This is a genomic window from Akkermansiaceae bacterium (assembly GCA_019634595.1).
In the GTDB taxonomy this organism is placed as follows: Bacteria; Verrucomicrobiota; Verrucomicrobiia; order Verrucomicrobiales; family Akkermansiaceae; genus Luteolibacter.
Genome location: JAHCBC010000001.1, coordinates 1244103 through 1263581 on the forward strand (window position 1 = coordinate 1244103; position 19479 = coordinate 1263581).

11 protein-coding genes are annotated in these 19479 nt (G+C 65.4%); 8 read left to right on the forward strand and 3 right to left on the reverse strand.

Annotated elements, in window-relative coordinates; translation table 11 throughout:
- Positions 1-128: 128 nt before the first annotated feature.
- The gene (locus tag KF712_05320; GenBank protein ID MBX3740389.1) at positions 129-1010 is read left to right on the forward strand and encodes a sugar phosphate isomerase/epimerase; all 882 of its coding nucleotides are present in this window, start codon (positions 129-131) and stop codon (positions 1008-1010) included.
- Between the two features lie 160 nt (positions 1011-1170).
- On the opposite strand, the gene KF712_05325 is transcribed toward KF712_05320, so the two are convergent.
- Positions 1171-4698: a hypothetical protein gene (locus KF712_05325; protein ID MBX3740390.1), complete on the reverse strand. Its 3528-nt coding sequence runs from the start codon at positions 4696-4698 to the stop codon at positions 1171-1173.
- On the opposite strand from KF712_05325, the gene KF712_05330 reads away from it, so the two are divergent.
- Positions 4697-4840, forward strand: coding sequence for a hypothetical protein (locus KF712_05330; protein MBX3740391.1), 144 nt, complete (start codon positions 4697-4699; stop codon positions 4838-4840). The two genes, KF712_05325 and KF712_05330, sit on opposite strands and share 2 nt — an antisense overlap.
- Before the next feature lie 41 nt (positions 4841-4881).
- On the opposite strand, the gene KF712_05335 is transcribed toward KF712_05330, so the two are convergent.
- A complete protein-coding gene (locus KF712_05335; protein MBX3740392.1) occupies positions 4882-10371 on the reverse strand; it encodes a DNRLRE domain-containing protein in 5490 nt (1829 codons plus the stop codon).
- Between the two features lie 220 nt (positions 10372-10591).
- On the opposite strand from KF712_05335, the gene KF712_05340 reads away from it, so the two are divergent.
- The 3 genes from KF712_05340 (at position 10592) to KF712_05350 (ending at position 16582) form a co-directional block, all read left to right on the forward strand.
- A complete protein-coding gene (locus tag KF712_05340; GenBank protein MBX3740393.1) occupies positions 10592-11392 on the forward strand; it encodes a hypothetical protein in 801 nt (266 codons plus the stop codon).
- A gap of 100 nt (positions 11393-11492) precedes the next feature.
- Positions 11493-15728, forward strand: coding sequence for a metallophosphoesterase (locus KF712_05345; protein MBX3740394.1), 4236 nt, complete (start codon positions 11493-11495; stop codon positions 15726-15728).
- A complete protein-coding gene (locus KF712_05350; GenBank protein MBX3740395.1) occupies positions 15725-16582 on the forward strand; it encodes a tetratricopeptide repeat protein in 858 nt (285 codons plus the stop codon). Before KF712_05345 ends, KF712_05350 begins: the two co-directional genes overlap by 4 nt.
- A gap of 170 nt (positions 16583-16752) precedes the next feature.
- Here the strand turns inward: KF712_05350 and KF712_05355 are convergent, their stop codons facing one another.
- Positions 16753-17418, reverse strand: a complete 666-nt coding sequence (locus KF712_05355; protein MBX3740396.1) for an N-formylglutamate amidohydrolase — start codon at positions 17416-17418, stop codon at positions 16753-16755.
- A gap of 209 nt (positions 17419-17627) precedes the next feature.
- Between KF712_05355 and KF712_05360 the strand changes: the two genes are divergently transcribed.
- The 3 genes from KF712_05360 (at position 17628) to rpsI (ending at position 19330) form a co-directional block, all read left to right on the forward strand.
- Positions 17628-18359, forward strand: a complete 732-nt coding sequence (locus tag KF712_05360) for an N-acetylmuramoyl-L-alanine amidase (GenBank protein MBX3740397.1) — start codon at positions 17628-17630, stop codon at positions 18357-18359.
- Positions 18360-18483: 124 nt separating this feature from the next.
- Positions 18484-18915 carry a 50S ribosomal protein L13 gene (gene rplM / locus KF712_05365; GenBank protein ID MBX3740398.1) on the forward strand — a complete coding sequence of 144 codons (432 nt, stop codon included), beginning with the start codon at positions 18484-18486 and terminating at the stop codon, positions 18913-18915.
- Between the two features lie 19 nt (positions 18916-18934).
- Complete coding sequence (gene rpsI, locus KF712_05370) at positions 18935-19330, forward strand: 30S ribosomal protein S9 (GenBank protein MBX3740399.1); 396 nt, start codon at positions 18935-18937, stop codon at positions 19328-19330.
- Positions 19331-19479: the final 149 nt, after the last annotated feature.

Here is a 19479-nt window from a genome sequence, read left to right on the forward strand (position 1 = left end):
GCCGTGGATGATGACCAAGATCACCCGCATTGCCACATTGCGTTTGAAGTTTCTTCCGGATCAGTCGATCAATGGACCGTCCCCGCACCAACCCCGCGGGAATCCACAACCCACCGACCTCCGAAACCATGACTTTCCCCACCGACCGATTCACCGGCTTCGCGGATGAAGCCTCCCGCGACCTCGACAAGCAGATCCAGGCCACCAAGGACATCGGCTGGAGCAATATTTCCGCCCGCATGGTGGGCAGCGCGAACATCCACGACCTGCCGGAAGACGAGTTCAACCGCGTGGCGGACCGCCTGGATGAGGCCGGCGTCCGCATCCCGGAGTTCGGCTCGCTGCTGGGGAGCTGGGGCAAGAAGATCACGAGCGACTTCGACATCACCATCGGTGAGATCGACCGCTGCATCCCGCGCATGAAGCGGCTGGGCACGGGCATCGTCCGCATCATGTCCTACGGCCAGGAGCCATGGGGCCAGGACCAGCAGGAACAGGAACGCGTCCGCCGCCTGCGGGAGATCGTGAAGCGTTTCGAGGGCGAAGGCCTCATCGCCGCCCATGAGAACTGCATGAACTGGGGCGGCTTTTCCGCCAGCCACACGCTGCAGCTCCTGGAGGAGATCCCGGGCATGAAGCTGATCTTCGACACCGGCAACCCGATGTTCCAGAAGGACCGCTCGAAGGCCGAGCCATATCCGTGGCAGGATCCGTTCGAGTTCTGGCAAGCCGTGCGCGAACACGTGGTCCACATCCACGTGAAGGACAGCCTGAACCCCGTCGCCGATGACATCGAGCCGGAGTACACCATGCCCGGCGAGGGCAAGGCGAAGGTGCGCGAGATCATCGCCGACGCGCTCGCCAACGGCTACCAGGGCTACATCGCCATCGAGCCGCACGTCGCCACGGTCTTCCACGCGCCGGATCCGACGCTGGTGGACTGGCAGCAGTGCTACGACTCCTATGTCGAGTACGGCCGCAAGATGCAGAAGTTGGTGGAGAGCCTCTGAGGGGTTCTTCTTTTCCCATCCACCAAGGATGCCGTCCTTTCCATGCGGACCCATGGGAAGGATGGAGGGCTTGTCCATGGCCCCAGAGCGAACGGCGGAAGACCGGAGCAAGATGCTCCGGCAACGGCCTGGGGCGGGACGCCCCAGCCACATTCCGGCATCACACCTCGCCCTGCTTCAGCCAGCGGAATGAGACCATCCGGAAGCGGCGGCCGAGCTTCTGGTTCGTCTCGTTGAGGTCCTTCGGCAGCAGCATCATGTCGTCCTCCGGATCGACATAGCCGGGGGTCCGCTGGACGATGGCCTCGCACCAGGCGCGGGCGACGACGTTGCCCTGCTTGTCGAGGCTTTCGCCGTAGGCGCGGACCTTGAAGGTGTCCGAGCGGACGGTCAGCGCCGGGCCGAGGAACTGGAGGAGGTCCGCCTGGGTGAGGAAGCCCAGGGCACCCCATGCGGTGGTGTCCGGCTTCGACGTCTGCTCCATGCGGGTGGCGTCGCGGATGTGGTCCGGGTGGACGAAGTCCGGGAGGGACCTCTGGTTGTCCAGCGGCCACTGCCGCTCGAACGCGTTGTTCACGCCGGAATCATCGATGGCGGCCTGCAGCGCGCCTTTCTTGCCATACTCATCCATCGTGAGCCGGCGGTTGACGAAGTCCCCCATGCTGAGGAACGGACCGCGCAGCTCCACCTGCCTGACGATCTGTTCCGCCAGTTCCCGGATCTCCTCTTTGCTGAAGACACGCTGTCCCGCCCAGGCGCTGTTGCTGGTGGCATCCCCGCCGTTCCAGGTTCCCTCCTGCGGATCGAGGAAGCGCGGGAAAGCGACCTTGTCGTTGTATTTCACGCCCAGGTTCGACAGCAGCAGGGATTCCCACGCTTCCACGCTGGTGGAGTTCACGTTGAAGGCACCATCCACCACCAGGCGGGAGGCGGCGCGGTGGAAGTCGGTGAGGTCATCCTCATCGATGGGTCCGGCCATCCGGTTGGGGAGGATGCGTCCGTTGGGCAGCGGGTTCTCAGCCGGGTTGTCGAGGAACGCCTTTTTCTGCCTGGGGGTGCCGCTGGAAAGGAAGTAGCCGTCCCAGAGCGTGTGGTTCAGCTCGTAGGCGAGGTCATAGATGAGGGTGTTGTCGAAGGCGGCGTTCTGGAGGAGCCGCCGCGCGTGGAAGGCCCAGTTGTCCTCGTTGGTGGTGGCGTTCTCACCATTGGTGTTCGAACGGCCGTCCTCGGTGGAGAAGCCGATGGAGTCCTGGTTCCAGCCGCCCTTGTCACGGTTGATCGGCAGGCTGCGGTCCGGTTCCGTACGGTCCTGCGGCACCCGCGGATCCACCAGCGAGTTCCCGACCGCATAGGTGGGATGCCACACCATTTCCGAAAGGGCGGCGTGCTGGAAGGCACCCAGCGAGGCGATCTCCGTGCCCTTCCGCGGGACGTCGAAGAGGATGCGCTTCTGCGGCGCCCGGACCGGCTGGTCGAAGGGGTCCCCCAGGAACTTCCCGTCCTGGGCACGCGGGTTCATGTTGTTCCAGTCCACCTCCGTGTCGAAGAGATCCCGGGTGTAGATGCCGAAGAAGTTCGGGGCTACGTCCGTCACGTTGTCGAAAGGACTGCGGAACGAATAGGAAGCGCGGACGTTCCAGTTGCCGATGGGCGAGTCCTCGAGGTGCGCCGAGCCGCTGAGGCTGCCGGAGCCGATCATGTTCGACTCCGTTTCCTGGGACCAGCGGAAGCGGAAGCCGTCCCGGGTGCGGCGGTCCGGGGTGACGCTCACCGTGCCGGTGGTCCCGGACATGGCGGGGAATGGCACGGGATCCAGCGAGGTCCACTCCACCGGCATCTCGTCCTCATCACCATATTGGTAGGCGCAGGAAACGAAGCGTCCCATCGGGAAATCCCGGAAAGTGGTGGTATTGAAGGATGAGGCCGACAACGGCTTCCAGGACATGAAATAGTCATCCGCCTGGGTGTACATGGCCGCCTGCAGGTTGGTGGAACTGGTGCCAGGCACCACTTCCCGCCAGTCGATGGGCGGCGCGGAGGTCCTGTTGTGTTCCAGCCTGAGCGAGGGGTCCGTGTTGTTCTTCAGCTCGAAGAGAGGCGCGGAGTCCAGCGTGCGGCGGTCCTGGTAGAAGCTGCGCGTGGGGCTGGGGGCTACGGACGGTGACAGCAGGTTCTGGCCGAAGCTCGTCTCGTTGTAGACCCTGTTCGACGCGGGTGACCATACCGCGGACTCACCTGGCCCCAGCGTGGCGCCGCTCATCTTGAAATACATGGAACCCCGGCTGGCCCCGCCGCCACCCCAGTTCATCCGGTAGGTCCGCTTGATGCCGCCGGTGAGGGACAGCTCGACGGACTTGCTGCCGTTGATGAACAGGAGGATCGCGGAGTCAGGCACCCTCAGTTCGAAGTTGTAGGGATTCCACAGCACCACCCGCGGGTAGTAGTGGACGCGCAGGCCGTAGGGGTTCCTCGGATCCGCGGGGACGATCTGATAGTAACTAAGGTTATAGTAGATCGATCCCTCCGCGAGGATGGGCATGAGCTTGCTCTGGGTCTGGGTCTTGAAGTCGGCGACCTTGTTGCTGTTGCCGACGTTCAGCTCACCCTGGGCCGTGGCGGTGGTGAGCGTGTCACCCGTTTCCGTGCCGGCGATGAAGTTCCCGGCCGGGGTGGAGTCCGCACGCGCGGCCCACTTCCTGAGCAGGCCGAACTTCGGCGCGACCGGCCGGATGCGGGAACTCTGGCCCGGGTCCCATGAATCACGGTCCGCGCGGTCGTTCGCGGAACCGACCATACTGTCACGGTCATCCAGGCCGGGGAGGCCTCCCGCCCCCCTGTTGTCCGGGACATTCCCGTTGCTGGACAGGTAGGCGGTGAGGTCGCGCTTCCAGCCTCCGTCACGCACGTTGACGGGCAGACCGGAGGACCAGACGGTGTATCCGTGGAAATTCCTGAGCTTCCGGTTGTCGTCGAAAAGGGCCAACTGGCCGTCGCTGACCAGGCCGCCACGCGCCTCCGTGGGGATGTCATCCTTGCCGAATGCCTGCCAGGAGGCATCCTGCGCCAGCATCATCGCCATGTCGGGGGAATAGCTTTCGGACGCGGCGTCCTTGGTGGCGACATTCGCCTTCGTGCCGAGATCACCCACCCACCAGGCATATCTGCCACGTTCCCCGTCCTGATCCTTCAGCGCCACCAGCGGCGCGCGGACCAGCTCGGATTTCCCGGCATCCGTGCCGATGGATCTCTCACCCACGAGGATGGCGGAGTTCGCGTCATCCAGGGTCTCATCATCCTCATGGACGATGGTCCTTTCATTGCCGCTGACCAGGAGGGCCAGCCGTCCGTCACGGGGGTTGCGGTTCTCCCCGCGGAGGTCCATGAGCCCCCCCTTCTCACCATTGCGGCGGATCCATGGCTCGCCGCTCTTCTGGTTGGTGGGCCACACGCTCACCCAGTTCGGGTTGGTGGGCCTACCCTTTCCCTGCGCGGTGATCCGCGCGTCACCGGACACCCTCTGGTCCGGTCCCAGGTGCTCCTGGATCTGTGAAATGGCGAGCATCAGCGCCATGCGGGCGTTCGCCTCCGCCTCCTGGCGGGCGCCGTCCCTGCCTACCTTGCGGACGGTGACCGCGGACAGGCTCAACATCCCCATCGCCACCACCATCAGCAGGACCATGCACGTCATGGTCGCGACGAGTGAGAAGCCCGGCCTGCCCCTGCGGGGCTTTCGTGGAGCCGCCTCAACCGGCGTTCCCATGTTCTTTCCTTTGTTGGCTGGCATGTCGGAAAACAAAAAATTCAAAGAGCGGAGCAAAAAACAAAAGTGACGCCCGGCCCGCCGTGAAGCGGGCTGGGCGTCCGGATGAACTCAAGGTGTGTGAACCACCCGCAGGCGGTAGAATTTCTTCGTCTCACTCTCAGTGATGCTGAGCGTGATGGCGGTTGAGGTCTGGGTGGCAGCCGTTTCCACCGTCCAGTCAACCAGGTCCGTGCTGCCGAGGATCTCGTAGGAGATCTTCCCGTCACCGGCGGCAAGGGTGCCTTTCGGGAAGGAAATGGAGACGGTGTCGCCGTTGCGGATCACGCCGGGGAGGGTGTCGTGTGCCTTCGGGCTGAAGCCCAGGGCATACTCCACCAGAGCCAGGATGCCGTCGCCGTCCGTGTCGTCGGTCATCAGGATGCCGGCGGAGTCGGAAAGGCGGGCCCATTCCTCGAACGGAGTCTCCACCGGAATGTTGGCGCCGCGGTCCGTGGTGATCCTGAGGATCGGCACGAAGGCGCTGTTCTGGTCACCCGGGAAGTGAAAGCCCCAGTTCTGCGCGTTGCTCAGCTTCAGATTGAAGCCTTCGTTCGCAGCACCTGCCCGCCAGTTGCGGACGATGTGGGTCACATCCACCCACGAGTGGCTGCGGTTACCCATGCCCTTCGCGGCGACGGAGCTGGCGGCGACGTTCACGCCAACCTGCGCGCCGTTGACGCCGTAGCTGGTGGCGGGCGTCCACGGGGTGATCACCTGGTGGATCGAAGCGGAACCTGTCGTCCAGGAGTCGAAGTTTCCACCCGTACGGACCATCAGCTCCGCTTTCACGATCTCACGGTCGAGCGGGATGGAGCCAACGGTACCGTCGGCGAAGTCCACGGGGAAGCGGAGCATCGCCTCCTGCGTGTCGTTCGGGGCGGTTTTCAGGAATCCCTGGTCCGGGAGTTCCGCACCATCGAAGGTGCTGCTGCCGGGGCGGGAATTGAACAGCGCGCTGCGGTCCGCGACGAGGTTGTATTCCTCGGTCGCCACGGTGGTGTAGGTGACCACCAGTTTCGGGCGGTTGGCCACGGTGGTGTTGCCGATGGTGCAGTAGTTCCAGGCATCCGAGGTGCCGCCGGAGAACAGGCCGAAGCCATGGTTCGGCAGGCCGCGCTCGACCCATCCACGGAGGATGTCGGTCACATCCGCCACACCCCACTCACCCTGCGCCACCTGGCCGAAGCCGGCGGAGAGGTTTTCCCGGTCCACGATGCCGCGGATGCCGCTGACGACATCCCCTGCGCCGCCGTGGACCATGGAGTAGGTCGTATCACGGCTCACCGCTTCGGTCAGCCTGCCGACCACATAGGGGCCGCCGGACTGGGCATCCGCAGCCACCACGGTGAGCATGGAAAGCTCCGCCTTCAGGATACGCGCGCCTGCCGGGATCTGGCCCGGGCCGGAGCCGATGAGGTTGTCGAAGCGGAGCATGTCGTTCGCGTCCGGAACGCCACCGTCCATCGAGTAGTTCTGCACCACCAGATCCGGCAGTTCCGGATTCGGATTCGGGTTGCTGTCACCGTTCGATGCGGAGTCGATCGTGGCGCCGCGGACGATGCGGCGCTGGAAGGTGCCGGTGTAGTCGTTGAGTCCCTGCTGGAAGGTGAGCGTGGTGCTCTCCAGGTTGGATGCGGCGTTGCGGATGGTGCCCATGCTCGTGACATAGGGGCTCAGCGAGTAGCCACCGCCCGCGGCGAGCGTCACGGTGACGGTCTCATCGGCTTCCAGGAGCTGGTCCTCGAGGACATCGATGGTGATGACCGCGGAAGTCGCACCGGCGGGGATGGTCACCACGCCGGCCGGGGTGGTGTAGTCGGTTCCGGCGTCCGCGGTGCCGCCGAGGGTGTAGTTCACATTGAGCGCCGCCGTGGTGGAGCCGGAGCGGCCCACGGTGAAAGTCAGCTTGTTGTCACCCTCCACGCCTTCCGTGGCAAATGCCTTGGTCACGCTCACGGCGACTTCGTCATTGCCAGCCACGCGCGGGTTGAGCGGCACGGCCAGGAAGCGGAAGCCACCGGCCTGGAACACACCGTTGAGGCCCGGCAGGTCATGGGAGAACACCGTGAAGGAGTTACCGTTGGCGATGTAGGAGTAGATGTTGTCCGCACCGTTGCCCGCACCACCGTCACCAGTGATGAAAAGGGCGGTGTTGGAAGGATTGATCACGCTGCCGTCACCAAAGGTGATCTCATAGCCCTGCACGGTCTGGCGGGTATTCACCCCCACCATCGCCGCTTCGCGGTTGAGGCCGGCGACCTGCGCTTCATTCTGGATCTGCCCGCTCAACACGCTGCCGGAGGTGGAGGGGATGAAGAGGAAGGTGAACGATGCGTTCTCCGCGTTCTGGTTGTTGTCACGGATGAGCACCTCCCAGAAGTCCGAGCCGGAGCGCCTCACGGTCGCCACATCGTCCGAGTTCTGGCCGGCGGCCACGGCGATGACATTGCCATCGGTCGGGAGACCGGCGATGATGTAGGAACCGACGGCTCCGTTCGTCACCGTCACACCGGCAGGCAGTGCGCCCGCACCGGCTCCGACGGTGCCGTCCGCCGCGATGGTGGTGCCGATCCAGCCCTTGTTGTAGGGGAAGAAACCCATCGCGAAGGAGGAGGACTCCGGAGTGGTGAGCGGCTCCAGTTCGCCCGGACCGTTGTTGTCCCAGCTCGCCACGCGGTAGTTGCCACCGGAGACGTAGGGAGGGACGAGGTTGTCGAGCGAGGCGGTGTTGCCGTCCAGCACCACGTTGGTGGTGAGGAGGACGCCGGAGTTGAATGGAACACCGGTACCGTTCACCTGCACGGCGATCTCACCGAGCGTGGTGCCCGGATTGGTGAAGGACAGCGGAGCATCCGTGCTGGAAACCACTTCCCAGGTGGCGGGGTTCTTCGGCGTGCCGCCGAGGAAGATCTCCTCGTCACCACCGTCGATGATGCCCGCGCTGAGTCCCTGGATGGTCGGTGCGGTGAGGGTGCCGGCGAGCAGCAGGCCGGCATCCGTGGTGGTCACTCCACCGAGGTTGTCCGTGATGACCGCGGTGAGGCGGCGGTTGCCGGACAGCACGGTGTAAGGCCAGGTGAACGGTGGGGCGGTCGCGGTGTGTGCGAGCGCGCCGTTGTCATGGAACTCCACCTTGGCGACGGTTCCATCCGGATCCACGGCGGAAACCGTGACATCCACCGACTGGCCGGTGGCATAGGTGGATCCATTGGCCGGAGCGGTGAAGACCACGGTGGGCAGCTCGTTGTTGCTGAAGACCGCGCCGGAAGCCCACACGGGCGAACCGGAGAAGTTGCCGATGACGGCGGGTGTCACGCTGCTGGTCAACGTGGTCCCCGTGCCCTCGGTCATGCCCCAGCGGGCGACGAGGCCGGTCTCGGTGGTGACTTCCGCGTTCAGCTTCGCACGGATCTGCTCGCTGGTGCGGGCCACGTTCCAGATGCGGACCTCGTCGAGGTAGCCACCGAAGAAGCCCTCGGCGAGACCGTTGGAGTCCATGGCCGTGGCGATGGACGCGTGCTGGATGCTGTCCGCACGGGGCTGGACGGTGGTGGCGATGATGCGCTCCAGCTTTCCGTTGAGGTAGAGGCGGAAGTTCGCACCGTCGAAGGTCATCGCCGCGTGGTTCCACTGGCCGTATGGCACGGGGGTCACACCGGTGATCGGCACGTTGGCACCGCCGGAGAGAGCCTCGTAGTCGCCCAGCAGGACGCCGTCCGCTTCACGGATGCCGAGGAACCAGTTGGTATCCAGCGTGGAGTTCTCCGCCTGGTTGCGGCCCTTTGCCACCAGCGGGATGCCGGTCACGCCACCGGTGGTGGTGGTGATGCCCTTGGTTTCGCGCTTGAACCATGTCTCCACGGTGAAGGTGGAGAGTTTCAGTTCCGCCGGGTCACCGAGGGCGACATGGTCGGCCATGCCGTCGAAATACAATCCGCCCGAACCGGAAGGAGGCACGACGGAGAAGTTCACGTTGTCACTGCCAACCTCCACGCCATCGCTGCCCACCATCCTGGCGATCAGGACGAAGTTGCCCAGCTTGTCCGCCGGGTAGGTGAAGGTGTAGGGAGCATTGGCATCCGTGCCGACCACGGCGCCGTCCACCACGAAGTCAACGCGGGTGATGGTCGCCGGGGCGATGGGGGTGGCGGTGGCCTGGAAGGTGACCGGCGTGCCGATGGTGTGGCGCGTGTCGGACTCAGGGAAAGTCACCTCCACCGGGCGGCGCGGACTGGTCACGATCGAGAGCGACGGCTGGCGGCCGGGCCTCTGGATCAGGTTCGCACCGGTACCCTGGGAAGCGGTGGAGCTATAGACGCTCCAGGCATCCGAGGTTCCGGCGGCAATGTAGAGGCCGTGGTTCGGCGCTCCGTAGCCCCATGCTTTCACTGCCGCCGTCACATCCATGTCCACCACCCGGAACTGGGGAAGATCCGTGAACGTGCCGATGGGCGGGGTGATCTGCCCTGCTGCGATCATTCCGCCGGTGTCCGGGGCGAAGTCACCGCGGACCGTCGTTTCCGAGAACGGGACCAGCAGGCGGTGGACGGTGAATGGTCCGGGGCTCTGCGCGTTACTGACGTTCGCGGTATAGAGGCGGAAAGTCGCCTTTTCCACGCGGCGGTCGTTGAGGAGCGCCTCAACCTCCGGCCCGCTGAAACGCATCAGGCCGGGAATGTCGGGCTGGGTCGTTCCCGGCTCGGGATAGTCGAAGCCAAGGGTGCCCGCGTTTTTGCCAAGGATGGAGGCACCACCCGTGCGGAGCGTCATGTCCTCCAGGCCGGCGTAGCCGTTGAGGCCGGGCTGGAAGTCCTTCGCCTGCACGTCCGTGCCGGTCACATAGGTGACTTCCAGGCGGGGGCGCAGGTTCTGGGTGGAGCCGGAGCTGTGGAAGCTCCAGGCATTGGTGCCCTGCTCCGGCGCGATGCCGATGCCGTTGTTCGGCGCGCCATCAACCCAGGACTGCACGGCGCGCGTGATGTCCGCGGTCACGGTGGCGGCGGTGGTGGCGGTGTTCGGCGGGCGGAAGCTGCCGAGGATCCAGTCCACATCACCGAAGATGCCGTCCGCGCCGAAGTCGGCCTCGGGGTTCTCGAGCACGTTGGAGCTGGAGTTGCTGTCGAAAGGACGGGCGAGGCGGAAGACCGTGAAAACGTCACCGCTCTGCGCGTTGCCGTGCGTCTTCTGGATGACGTGCAGCTTCGCGCTGGTGATCTTCGCGCCGGCCGGGATCCTGCCGGCGCCCACGAGATCGTCGAAGCGGATCAGGATGTGGGCGAAGCCGCGGTCGTTGAACGCGTTCGCTCCGCCGTCCACGTAGAACTCGGCCTGGCCGGTGGACTCCATGCCGTCGATCTCACGGGAGCCGACGGGTGCGGACTCCAAGGCACCAGGGGTGCGCATGGTTCCGGTGCTGATGCGGCGCTCGAAACCGCCCCAATAGTCGTCCAGACCGTTCTGGAAATTGATCGTCACTGGAGGATCACTGAAAGCATGCGCACCGCCGGTGGCGACAGCCGCCGCGAGCGCGGTGTAGAGGTATTTTTGAAATGATCTCATGATGAGGAAGGCATGTTGGGAAGAAACCGGACACCGTGCATGGGTGCCGGACGGCGGCGTAAATGACGCCCATCCGCGCTCTGGCGAAATGGAATTACTGCAACGAAACCGTCGCTTCCGCCCCCGCCAACGCAGGCACAATGGATTCCCGGAAATGTTGCGATGCTGTCACAACGGAGGGTTTCCCGGCGGCGGCGGCGGACGGGTATGCTGCCGCCGTATGTTGAGAAATTCCTTCATCGCATTCTGGTCCTGCATGTGTGGCATCGCCTTTTCGCAGGACGCTCCCCAGCACCGCCTGAGGGTCCTCGCCGTGGGCGACCAGCCGCCGTTCAAGCAGGAAGTCCGTGAAGGCGTGCGCCATGAGATCGCGCCACCCGCGGACATGGTGCCACCACGCACGCTGCTGATCCCGTTCCCGCTGAAGCAGGGGGAGGAAAAGCAGAAGGCGGACATGCAGCTCCGCCTGCGCCTGGGCCAGACCTCCGCACCGCTGGTGATGCCGGAGCCGGAAGCCCGCCGTGTCTCGCTGAACTCCGACCACAGCGGCAGATGGCTGGACATCCCGCTCTCCGCCGGTGACGCCAGCCTCGCCATCGTCTGGCGGAAAGGACCGAAGTGGACCGCCGCCAACACCATCATCGTGCCGGACGGTGCCGCCGCGCGCGCCGAGGGCAACCTCCATTTCTCCAACGTCTCCGCCTACCCGGTGGGCCTGGAGATCGAGAAGGAGAAGATCCGCCTCAACCCCGGCATGAGCTACACCCGCAAGCTGCCGTCCGACCGGATGACTCCACTACAAGTCTCGTACTTGCTGGCTGACGGCACCAACCGCCTGTGCCACTCCGCCGCCCTGGAGCCGTGCCGCGGCAGCTACCGCCGCCTGGTCATCTACTCCGCCGACGGCAACCGCCCGCGCAACCCGGTGAAGGTGCTGCAACTGGAGGAACCGAGCAACGCGCCGGAACCCGCCAAGCCGGCCCAGGTCGCCGCCGCCAACATGGCACCCGCCGCGCCCTGACAAGGCATTTCCCGAATCACCGCACGGCCCCTGCCCCGCCCATCTCCGGATGGGTGGAGCAAGGGCCGCTTCATAACCACTCCCTGATCCTCCCCGCCAGATGCGGCCCCTCCTTTTCTCCGCCTTCATCATCCTGCCCCTGCATGCAGCCACCGAGTTCGGCACCATCCGGGTGAGGCAGAACAACGGCGGGAACGAATCCTCCTCCGTCACGCTCACCCAGGCAGCGGGGGGATCGTCGTCCAACCTCGTCACCGGCGGGAACCGCGGCGACTACAACGTCAACCTGAAGAACACGAACGACCCCGCGGCGGGCGTCCTCATCTCCTGCACGGCGCAGACCATCCGGGATGACAGCGCGGTCGGCGGCCCGGCCGCAGGCCCGCACCACGCCACCACCGCCATCCAGACTTCCGGCACCCGCTACTACATCCCCGTCTTCCGCTCCCCGGAGGGCGATGAGGCGAACATCGACGTCTCCTTCGTCTTCCTGCCCTATGACACGTGGCTCGGCGGCGTGGCGGAGAATGCGGAGAACGGTGGCAACATCAGCAAGCTGACCGCCTCCCCCGGCCTCACCCTGGGCACCCATTTCACGGACTCCACCACGACGGAGGGGATCTACCAGCTACGGCTTTCGCCGTTGGTGGCGAACGCATCCCAGAACGGCATCCTGTTGGTCTCCGGCGCGAAGAACGAGGACAACTACGCGCTTTCCAAGGCGAACACCGACGGCACCTTCACCATCTACTGCCATGACAACGGGGTGAACGGCACGGCCTATGAGAATGATCCCGTCGCCTTCGCCTACCTGCCCGTTTCCGCCGTGGGCACCAACCGCCTGGTCGCGATGGGACGCGTGAATGGCAATGCGACCACGGACATCTCCGGTGGCAGCTTCACCGTCACAAAGGGCGGCACCGGCCAGTGGTACATCCAGATCCCCGGCCACAGCGCGACGACCGGCGTGCTGATCGTCAGTCCGGAGGGCGGCGCGTCCAACAACGCGGACAACATCGTATCCGCGGAGTGGGATGGCGACAATGGCCGCTGGATCGTGGAAAGCCGCGACCTCCCGGACGTCCCGCTTCAGAACATGAGCTCCGCCACGGAGGATGCGTTCAGCTTCGCTTTCTTCTCGACCACCGCGAATGCCGGCACACCGCCGACCGTTTCCCTCACCGCCCCGGCGAACAACACCACCGTCCGGCAAGGCACCGCGGTCACGCTCTCCGCCACCGCCACGGATGACAGCGGCGTATCGATGGTCCGCTTTTACGATGGCGAGAAGCTCATCTCGGAGGACCGCACCGCGCCGTACCAGTTCGTGTGGAGCAATCCGCCGCTCGGCTTCCACCCCATCAACGCAAGGGCTACGGACAACCAGGGACTGGTCACCCGTTCCTCCACCGCGAACCTTTCCGTCACCCCGGCACCGGGCACCGGCGGACTGTTCTTCGACGGCTACAACGACTACGTGAACCTCGGCAAACCGGCCGCCCACCAGCTCACGAAATTCACGGTCGAATGCTGGTTCCGCCGCGAGCCGGGCGGCGTTTCCGTGAACAGCGGCGGCTTGCAAGCCATACCGCTGATCGCGAAGGGCCGCTCCGACGGCACCGGCAGCGACTTTTTCCTGGGCATCGATGAGGACAGCGGAAAGCTGGCCGCGGATTTCAAGGACGCCGCCGTGGGCGAAAACCATCCGCTCATCGGCAGCACGGAACTCACCCATGGCGTGTGGTACCATGCGGCGGCCAGCTTCGACGGCAGCGCGTGGAAACTCTACCTGAACGGCAACCTGGAGGCGGAGGGCGACACCGGCAACCAGGCCCCATCCCCGGACGCCGACCGCAACACCACCTACGGCAGCGCCATGAACGCGTCCGGCACCCCGGCGGGATTCTTCCTCGGCATGATGGATGAAGTGCGCGTCTGGAACCGCGCGCGCACCCAGGCGGAGATCCGCGGCGGCATGAACGCCGCGCCACCCTCCACCACCGGACTGGTGACACGCCACTCCGCGGAGGAAGCCTCCGGCACCACCCTCACGGACGGCAGCGGCTCCGGCGTGACCGGCACCCTCACCAACGGCGTGTTCCGCACACAGGGCGCGCCTTTCAACCTCAACGTCCCGCCGGACATCGAGCCGGCCACGCCCACCGACCAGCAGGCCGGCGTGATCCATGACCCGGCGCTGACCGTCACCACCACGGACCCTGACAACAGTTCGCTGACCGTGCGCTGGTTCGGCCGGGAGACGGACGGCGGCCCGCTTTCCGACTTCTCCGTCGTCGCCCTGCCGGACACGCAGTGGTATTCGGAAAACGAGGGCGGGAATCTGGCAGCGATCTTTTCCGCGCAGACGGACTGGATCGTCGCGCAGCGCAACGCGCTGAAAATCGCGGCCGTGCTCCACCTGGGGGACATCACCCAGAACGGCGACAACCCGTCCACCTCCACGGAACAATGGAACAACGCCTCCAACGCGATGTACCGGCTGGAGAATCCGCTGACCACCATGCTGCCCCACGGCATCCCCTACTCCATGGCGGTGGGCAACCATGACCAGACGCCCATCGGCAATGCGGACGGCACCACCACGGGCTTCAACCGCTTTTTCGGCGTCCATCCCACCACAGGGCTGAACCATTTCCGGAACAAGCCCTACTACGGCGGCACCTCCGTCCCGGACAGCGCGGACAACAACTACATCACCTTCACCGCGGGCGGCCTGGATTTCATCGTCATCACCTTCGAGTATGACACCACACCGGACGCGGAGGACATGGCGTGGGCGGACGCGTTGCTGAAGTCCCACCCGAACCACTGCGGCATCATCACCACCCACTGGACGGTGGGCACCGGAAATCCGGCCTCCTTCAGCCCGCAGGGCCAGGCCATCTATGACGCGCTGAAGGGCAACCCGAACCTCATCCTCATGCACGGCGGCCACATCGCCGGGGAGGGGCGCCGCTCGGACACCTACCAGGGCCGCACCGTCCACTCCCTGCTGGCGGACTATCAGAGCCGCGAAAAGGGCGGCAACGGCTGGCTGCGCATCCTCACCTTCCGCCCGTCCCTCAACCGCGTGGAGGTGCAGACCTACTCCCCCACGCTCAACCGCTATGAGACGGACGCGGACAGCCGCTTCAACCTGGATGTGGACCTCTCCGGACGCGGACGGCCCTTCGTGGAGCTGGGAAGCCGCACCGTCGCCCCCGGCACGTCCTCCCTCACCTGGACCGGCCGCGCCCCCGCCACCCGCTACGAATGGTATGCGGAGGTGAGCGACGGGAAAAGCGTGACCCGCACGCCCGTGCGGACCTTCACCACCGGCGGCACGCAGTTCCCGCCCAGCGTCTCCTTCACCGCCCCGGCGAACGGCGCGTCCTTCGCGCAGGGAACCCCGGTCACGCTGCAGGTGAATGCCACCGACAGCGACGGCACCGTGGCCCGCGTGCGCTACTTTTCCGGCACCACCCCCATCGGTGAGGCGACCGTGGCTCCCTTCACCTTCATCTGGAACGACGCGCCCCAGGGCATCCACACGCTCATCGCCCGGGCCACGGACAACAGCGGGCTGGAGACCGCCGCCATGCCCGTGGAGATCGAAGTGACCGCCGCGCCGACCGTGACGCTCACCACCACGGACGGCGATGCGGGCGAGTTCGGGCCGGACCGTTCGCTGGCCTTCCAGGTGGCACGGACCGGCTCCCTCACCGGAGATCTGGATGTCCGCTACACCCTTTCCGGAACCGCCTCCCCGGTGGTGGACTTCACCGCGCTGCCGGGAATGGTCCGCATCCCGTCCGGACAGGCGGACGCGGCCATCACCACCACCGTCCTGCCGGATGACCTGGCGGAAGGCCCGGAAACCCTCATTCTCACCCTGTCCCCGAACGCCGCCTACGTGACGGGCACACCGTCTTCCGCCCAGGCCGTCATCCGCGACCGACCGCTGGGCGCGTGGCTCCATGCCCGCGGGCAGACCGCCCACACGGGCGACCGGGATGGCAACGGCTCGCCGGACCTCATCGACTACTATACAGGCAGTATCTCCGGCATACGCACCATTTCCGCCACCGGCGGCGTCTTCACCGCCACCTTCCCCCGCTCGAAGGCGGCGGAGGACGTGACCGGGGAGATCCAGTGGTCGTCCGATCTGGTGACATGGCGGACCTCCGGGCAAGGGGACGGCACCCGCACCGCGACCATCACCACCCGCACGGTCTCCACCCCGGATGCCGATCCGGAAACCGTGGAGGCCACCCTCACCATCACCGCCGGCCCACCCGCCGACACCATTTTCCTCCGCCTGGCAGTCCGCCCATGAAGAAGCTCCCATCGTGGCGGCGATCACCGGTCGCCGTCTTCCTCTTCCCTATCTTCCTCTTCTCCGTTCTCCCCGCCACCGCCCATCCTGACCCCGCCCACAGCCTGGCGGAACTGGACAAGCACCTGGCGGAGACACCGGACGACGCCATGCTCCACCTCCGCCGCGCGGAGCTGCTGCTGCGGAGGAACCACCCGGACACCGCCCGCCCGTCCGTGGTCCGCGCGCTCGCCCTTTCCCCGGACGATCCGGAGATTGTCCTGATATCCGTGAGGCTGGCCCATGCGGAAGGCAACCTGCCGCATGCACTGGTCCAGGCGGAGGAAGCAACCCGCCGTTTCCCCGGGTTCCCACCGGCGTGGAAATGGCTCGCCCGCCTGCGGAAGGAAAGCGGCGACGGAAACGCAGCCATCGCAGCGAAGCTCCGCCATGTCTCGTTCAAGGACGCCGTGGACCCCGGCGACTTCCTGACCGCCGCCGCGTGGATCCGGGAGCGGAACCAGGAGGGTGACTCCCTGCTCGCCCTTTCGACACTCGATCAGGCCGTCGCCGTGTTCGGCCCCATCGTCGCGCTCCAGCAGGCGGCCATCCCGCTGGAGATCTCCCTTTCCCGGCACGAGCAGGCGCTCGCCCGCGTGGCCGCCCTGGTGAAGAAATACGGCCCCTCCGCTTCCTCCTCCCTGCTGCGTGCGGACATCCACGAAGCCGTCGGCCGCCACGCGGAGGCGGCGGCGGCCTGTGACTCCGCCATCGCCATGCTGGATGCAAGCGCCGCGGGCAATGATGATCCCCTCACCGCGATCCGGGAAAAAATCCTGGCGAGGAAGGCGGAGAACCTGAGCAAGGTGAGGTAAGGAGGGAGGACATTGCGGCTACGCCGCTATGTCCGCTTCGCTCCCATTCCTGTCCTCCAACTGCAATCGCGAACTATGGAAAATCTACCGCGAAGCCGCAAAGAAACGCAAAGACAACAGATGGGCTTCTTCAAGATTCGCTCTATTGCGGGATTCGCGGCAGCCCCCCTTTACTCCTCCAGACCCGCCACCACCTGCGACAGTGAGGACAGCAGGAATTTTTTGAGCGTTTCCCACCGCAGCGGCTTCCCTTCCAGGAAATACGATTGAGGCACCTTCAGCCGCAGCAGCCCGTAGCGATCCTCCGGATAGTTCACCACCAGCCGCTCCATCAGCCCGTTGCCGTCGATTTTCATCACCCTCATCTCCACCCCATTCGCGGACAGCCCGTTCCGCCATCCGTCCGCCACCTCACGGGCAAATCCATCCCGCACCATCTCCAGCAGCAGTTCCGGCCCGCCTTCCTCCGTGTGGATCATCACGTGCAACACCCGGTGGTTCCGCGTCAGATCCTCCGTGACGCGGGATCTCAACGCCAGCCGGTAGGGCCGCTCATGACGGTCCACCAGCTTCGCCCGGGTCGCTTCCGGCAGCTTGCCTGAAAAATTGCTCCACCGCAGATCCCCCTCCTCGTTCAGGTCGATCAACAGCCGCGTCACATCTCCATGGACCAGAGGCGTGCGGAACTTCATCGAAAACCCCTGCGCCAGATTCAGCGCCCCCGGATCCCATCCTTTGATCGAGGTCACGATTTCCTCCGACCCCTTGAACGTCTCGCGGAACGCCTCCGGCACGGCACAGGTGGCGTGTTCGCAACTGAACAAACAAGAGATCATGCGAACAGTATTTCCGGAACCGTCAACGCTCTCAAGCACTTTTCGGTGAAGGACCGCCGGGCATGCCAATGCTCCGGACTGGGACCGCGGAATTTATTCCGCCACGTGGAATCCGGCGAAGCCAAGCGGGATGAATCCCGCGGTCCCAGTAACGCCAGCTACCTATTTCCCCGCTCGCCTGACGGAGGAAAAACCTCCACTCTCCAGTCATGGATTTCCCCTTCAAACCCGTCCTGACCCTGGCGGTCACCGCATTTCTCGTCTCCTGCGGCGCGCCTTCCGGCACCGGATCGTCCTCCGGGCGCGACCACTGGGGCCACCGTCCCGGCCCGAAGGGATTCCGCACCGTCATCATCGACGCCGGCCACGGCGGAAAGGACCCAGGGGCAGTCAGCAGGCACACAGGCCAGCAGGAAAAAGAACTGGCCCTGGACACGGCCAAGCGCATCAAGGCGGAACTGGGCGGCTTCCGCACCATCCTCATGCGCTCCGGAGACGAGTTCATCGACCTGGATGACCGGGTCGTCCGCGCCAACCACCATGGGGACGCCATCCTCATCAGCGTCCACTACAACAGCGGACCGTCCGGCATCCGCGGGCCGGAGACTTACTACTGGCGGGTGGACAGCCACGGACTGGCCGTGCGCCTGCAGCGGGCCATGGCCGGCGTCAGCCCGTCGGAATCAGGAAACCGCGGGCTGGTCCGCCGCCGCCTCCGCCTCACCCGGAATCCGGAAATCCCCTGCGTCCTGATCGAGTGCGGCTACCTCAGCAACCCCGCGGAGGCCCGCCTCGCCCAGTCCCCCGCCTACCGCGAAAAGCTCGCCAAGGCCATCGCCGGGGCGATCAAAACCCAGGCCGCCATCGGCGACTCCGGCACCGGCCCCCTGCCGCCACCCATCAACGCCCCGATGAGCCGCCCGACGGACGCGCCGGAGTGAAATCGCCCGCTTTCCGTGAAAATCCCGCCCGGTCGGAATATTTCCCGGTTGACAGCACAAAGCCCGCTCCCTAGTTTGCCCGCCCCTCCGCCGAACCGCGCGGAGATTTCCTTATTTGACGCACATGAAGACGTTTTCCGCCAAGCCGCACGAAGTCGAGCGCAAGTGGTATGTGATCGACGCCAAGGGCAAGGTCCTCGGCCAGGTCGCCGTGGAGGCAGCCCGGCTGCTTCGCGGCAAGCACAAGCCCACTTTCACCACCCACGTTGACACCGGCGATTTCGTCGTCGTCATCAACGCCGATCAGGTCGTCCTGTCCGGAACCAAGGAAACCTCGAAGATCTACACCCGTTTCTCCGGTTACGTCGGTGGCCAGAAGGTCGAAACCCCTGCCAAAGTCCGCGAGCGCCGTCCGGTCCTCCTCGTCGAACGCGCCGTCTGGGGCATGATCCCGAAAAACCGCCTCGGCCGCGCCCAGTATGGCAAGCTCAAGGTCTATGCAGGTGAGTCCCACCCGCACGAAGCCCAGGCTCCGGTCGCCTACGCCGTCAAATAATTCCAAATAACGACCTCTCATGTCCGCCACCGCAACTCAAAACGCCACCGGCCGCCGCAAGACCGCCGTGGCCCACGTCTGGCTCTCCGAAGGCACCGGCCAGATCATCATCAACGACCGCTCGTTCGAAGAGTACCTTCCGACCGTCGAGCTGCAGAACGCCATCCTCGGACCGTTCCAGCACGTCGCAGCGGTGAACAAGTTCGACCTCAAGGTCGTCGTCAAAGGCGGCGGCATCCACGGCCAGGCCATCGCCATCCGCCACGCGATCGCCCGCGCCCTCACCAAGGTCGATCCGGAAAACCGCAAGCTCGTCAAGCCCCTCGGCTACCTCACCCGTGACCCTCGTATGAAGGAACGGAAAAAGGCTGGTCAACCGGGCGCACGCGCACGCTTCCAGTTCTCCAAGCGCTGATCCGCTGGAACAGGACTTTCAGAAAGCCGCATCCCTCACCGGATGCGGTTTTTTTGTGCCATCGTGGCTGGGGCATCCTGCCTCAATGGAGCGAAGCGACATGGCGGCCCTGCTGCGTCTTCCACAAGGCCGCAAACCGTTGCCGGGGC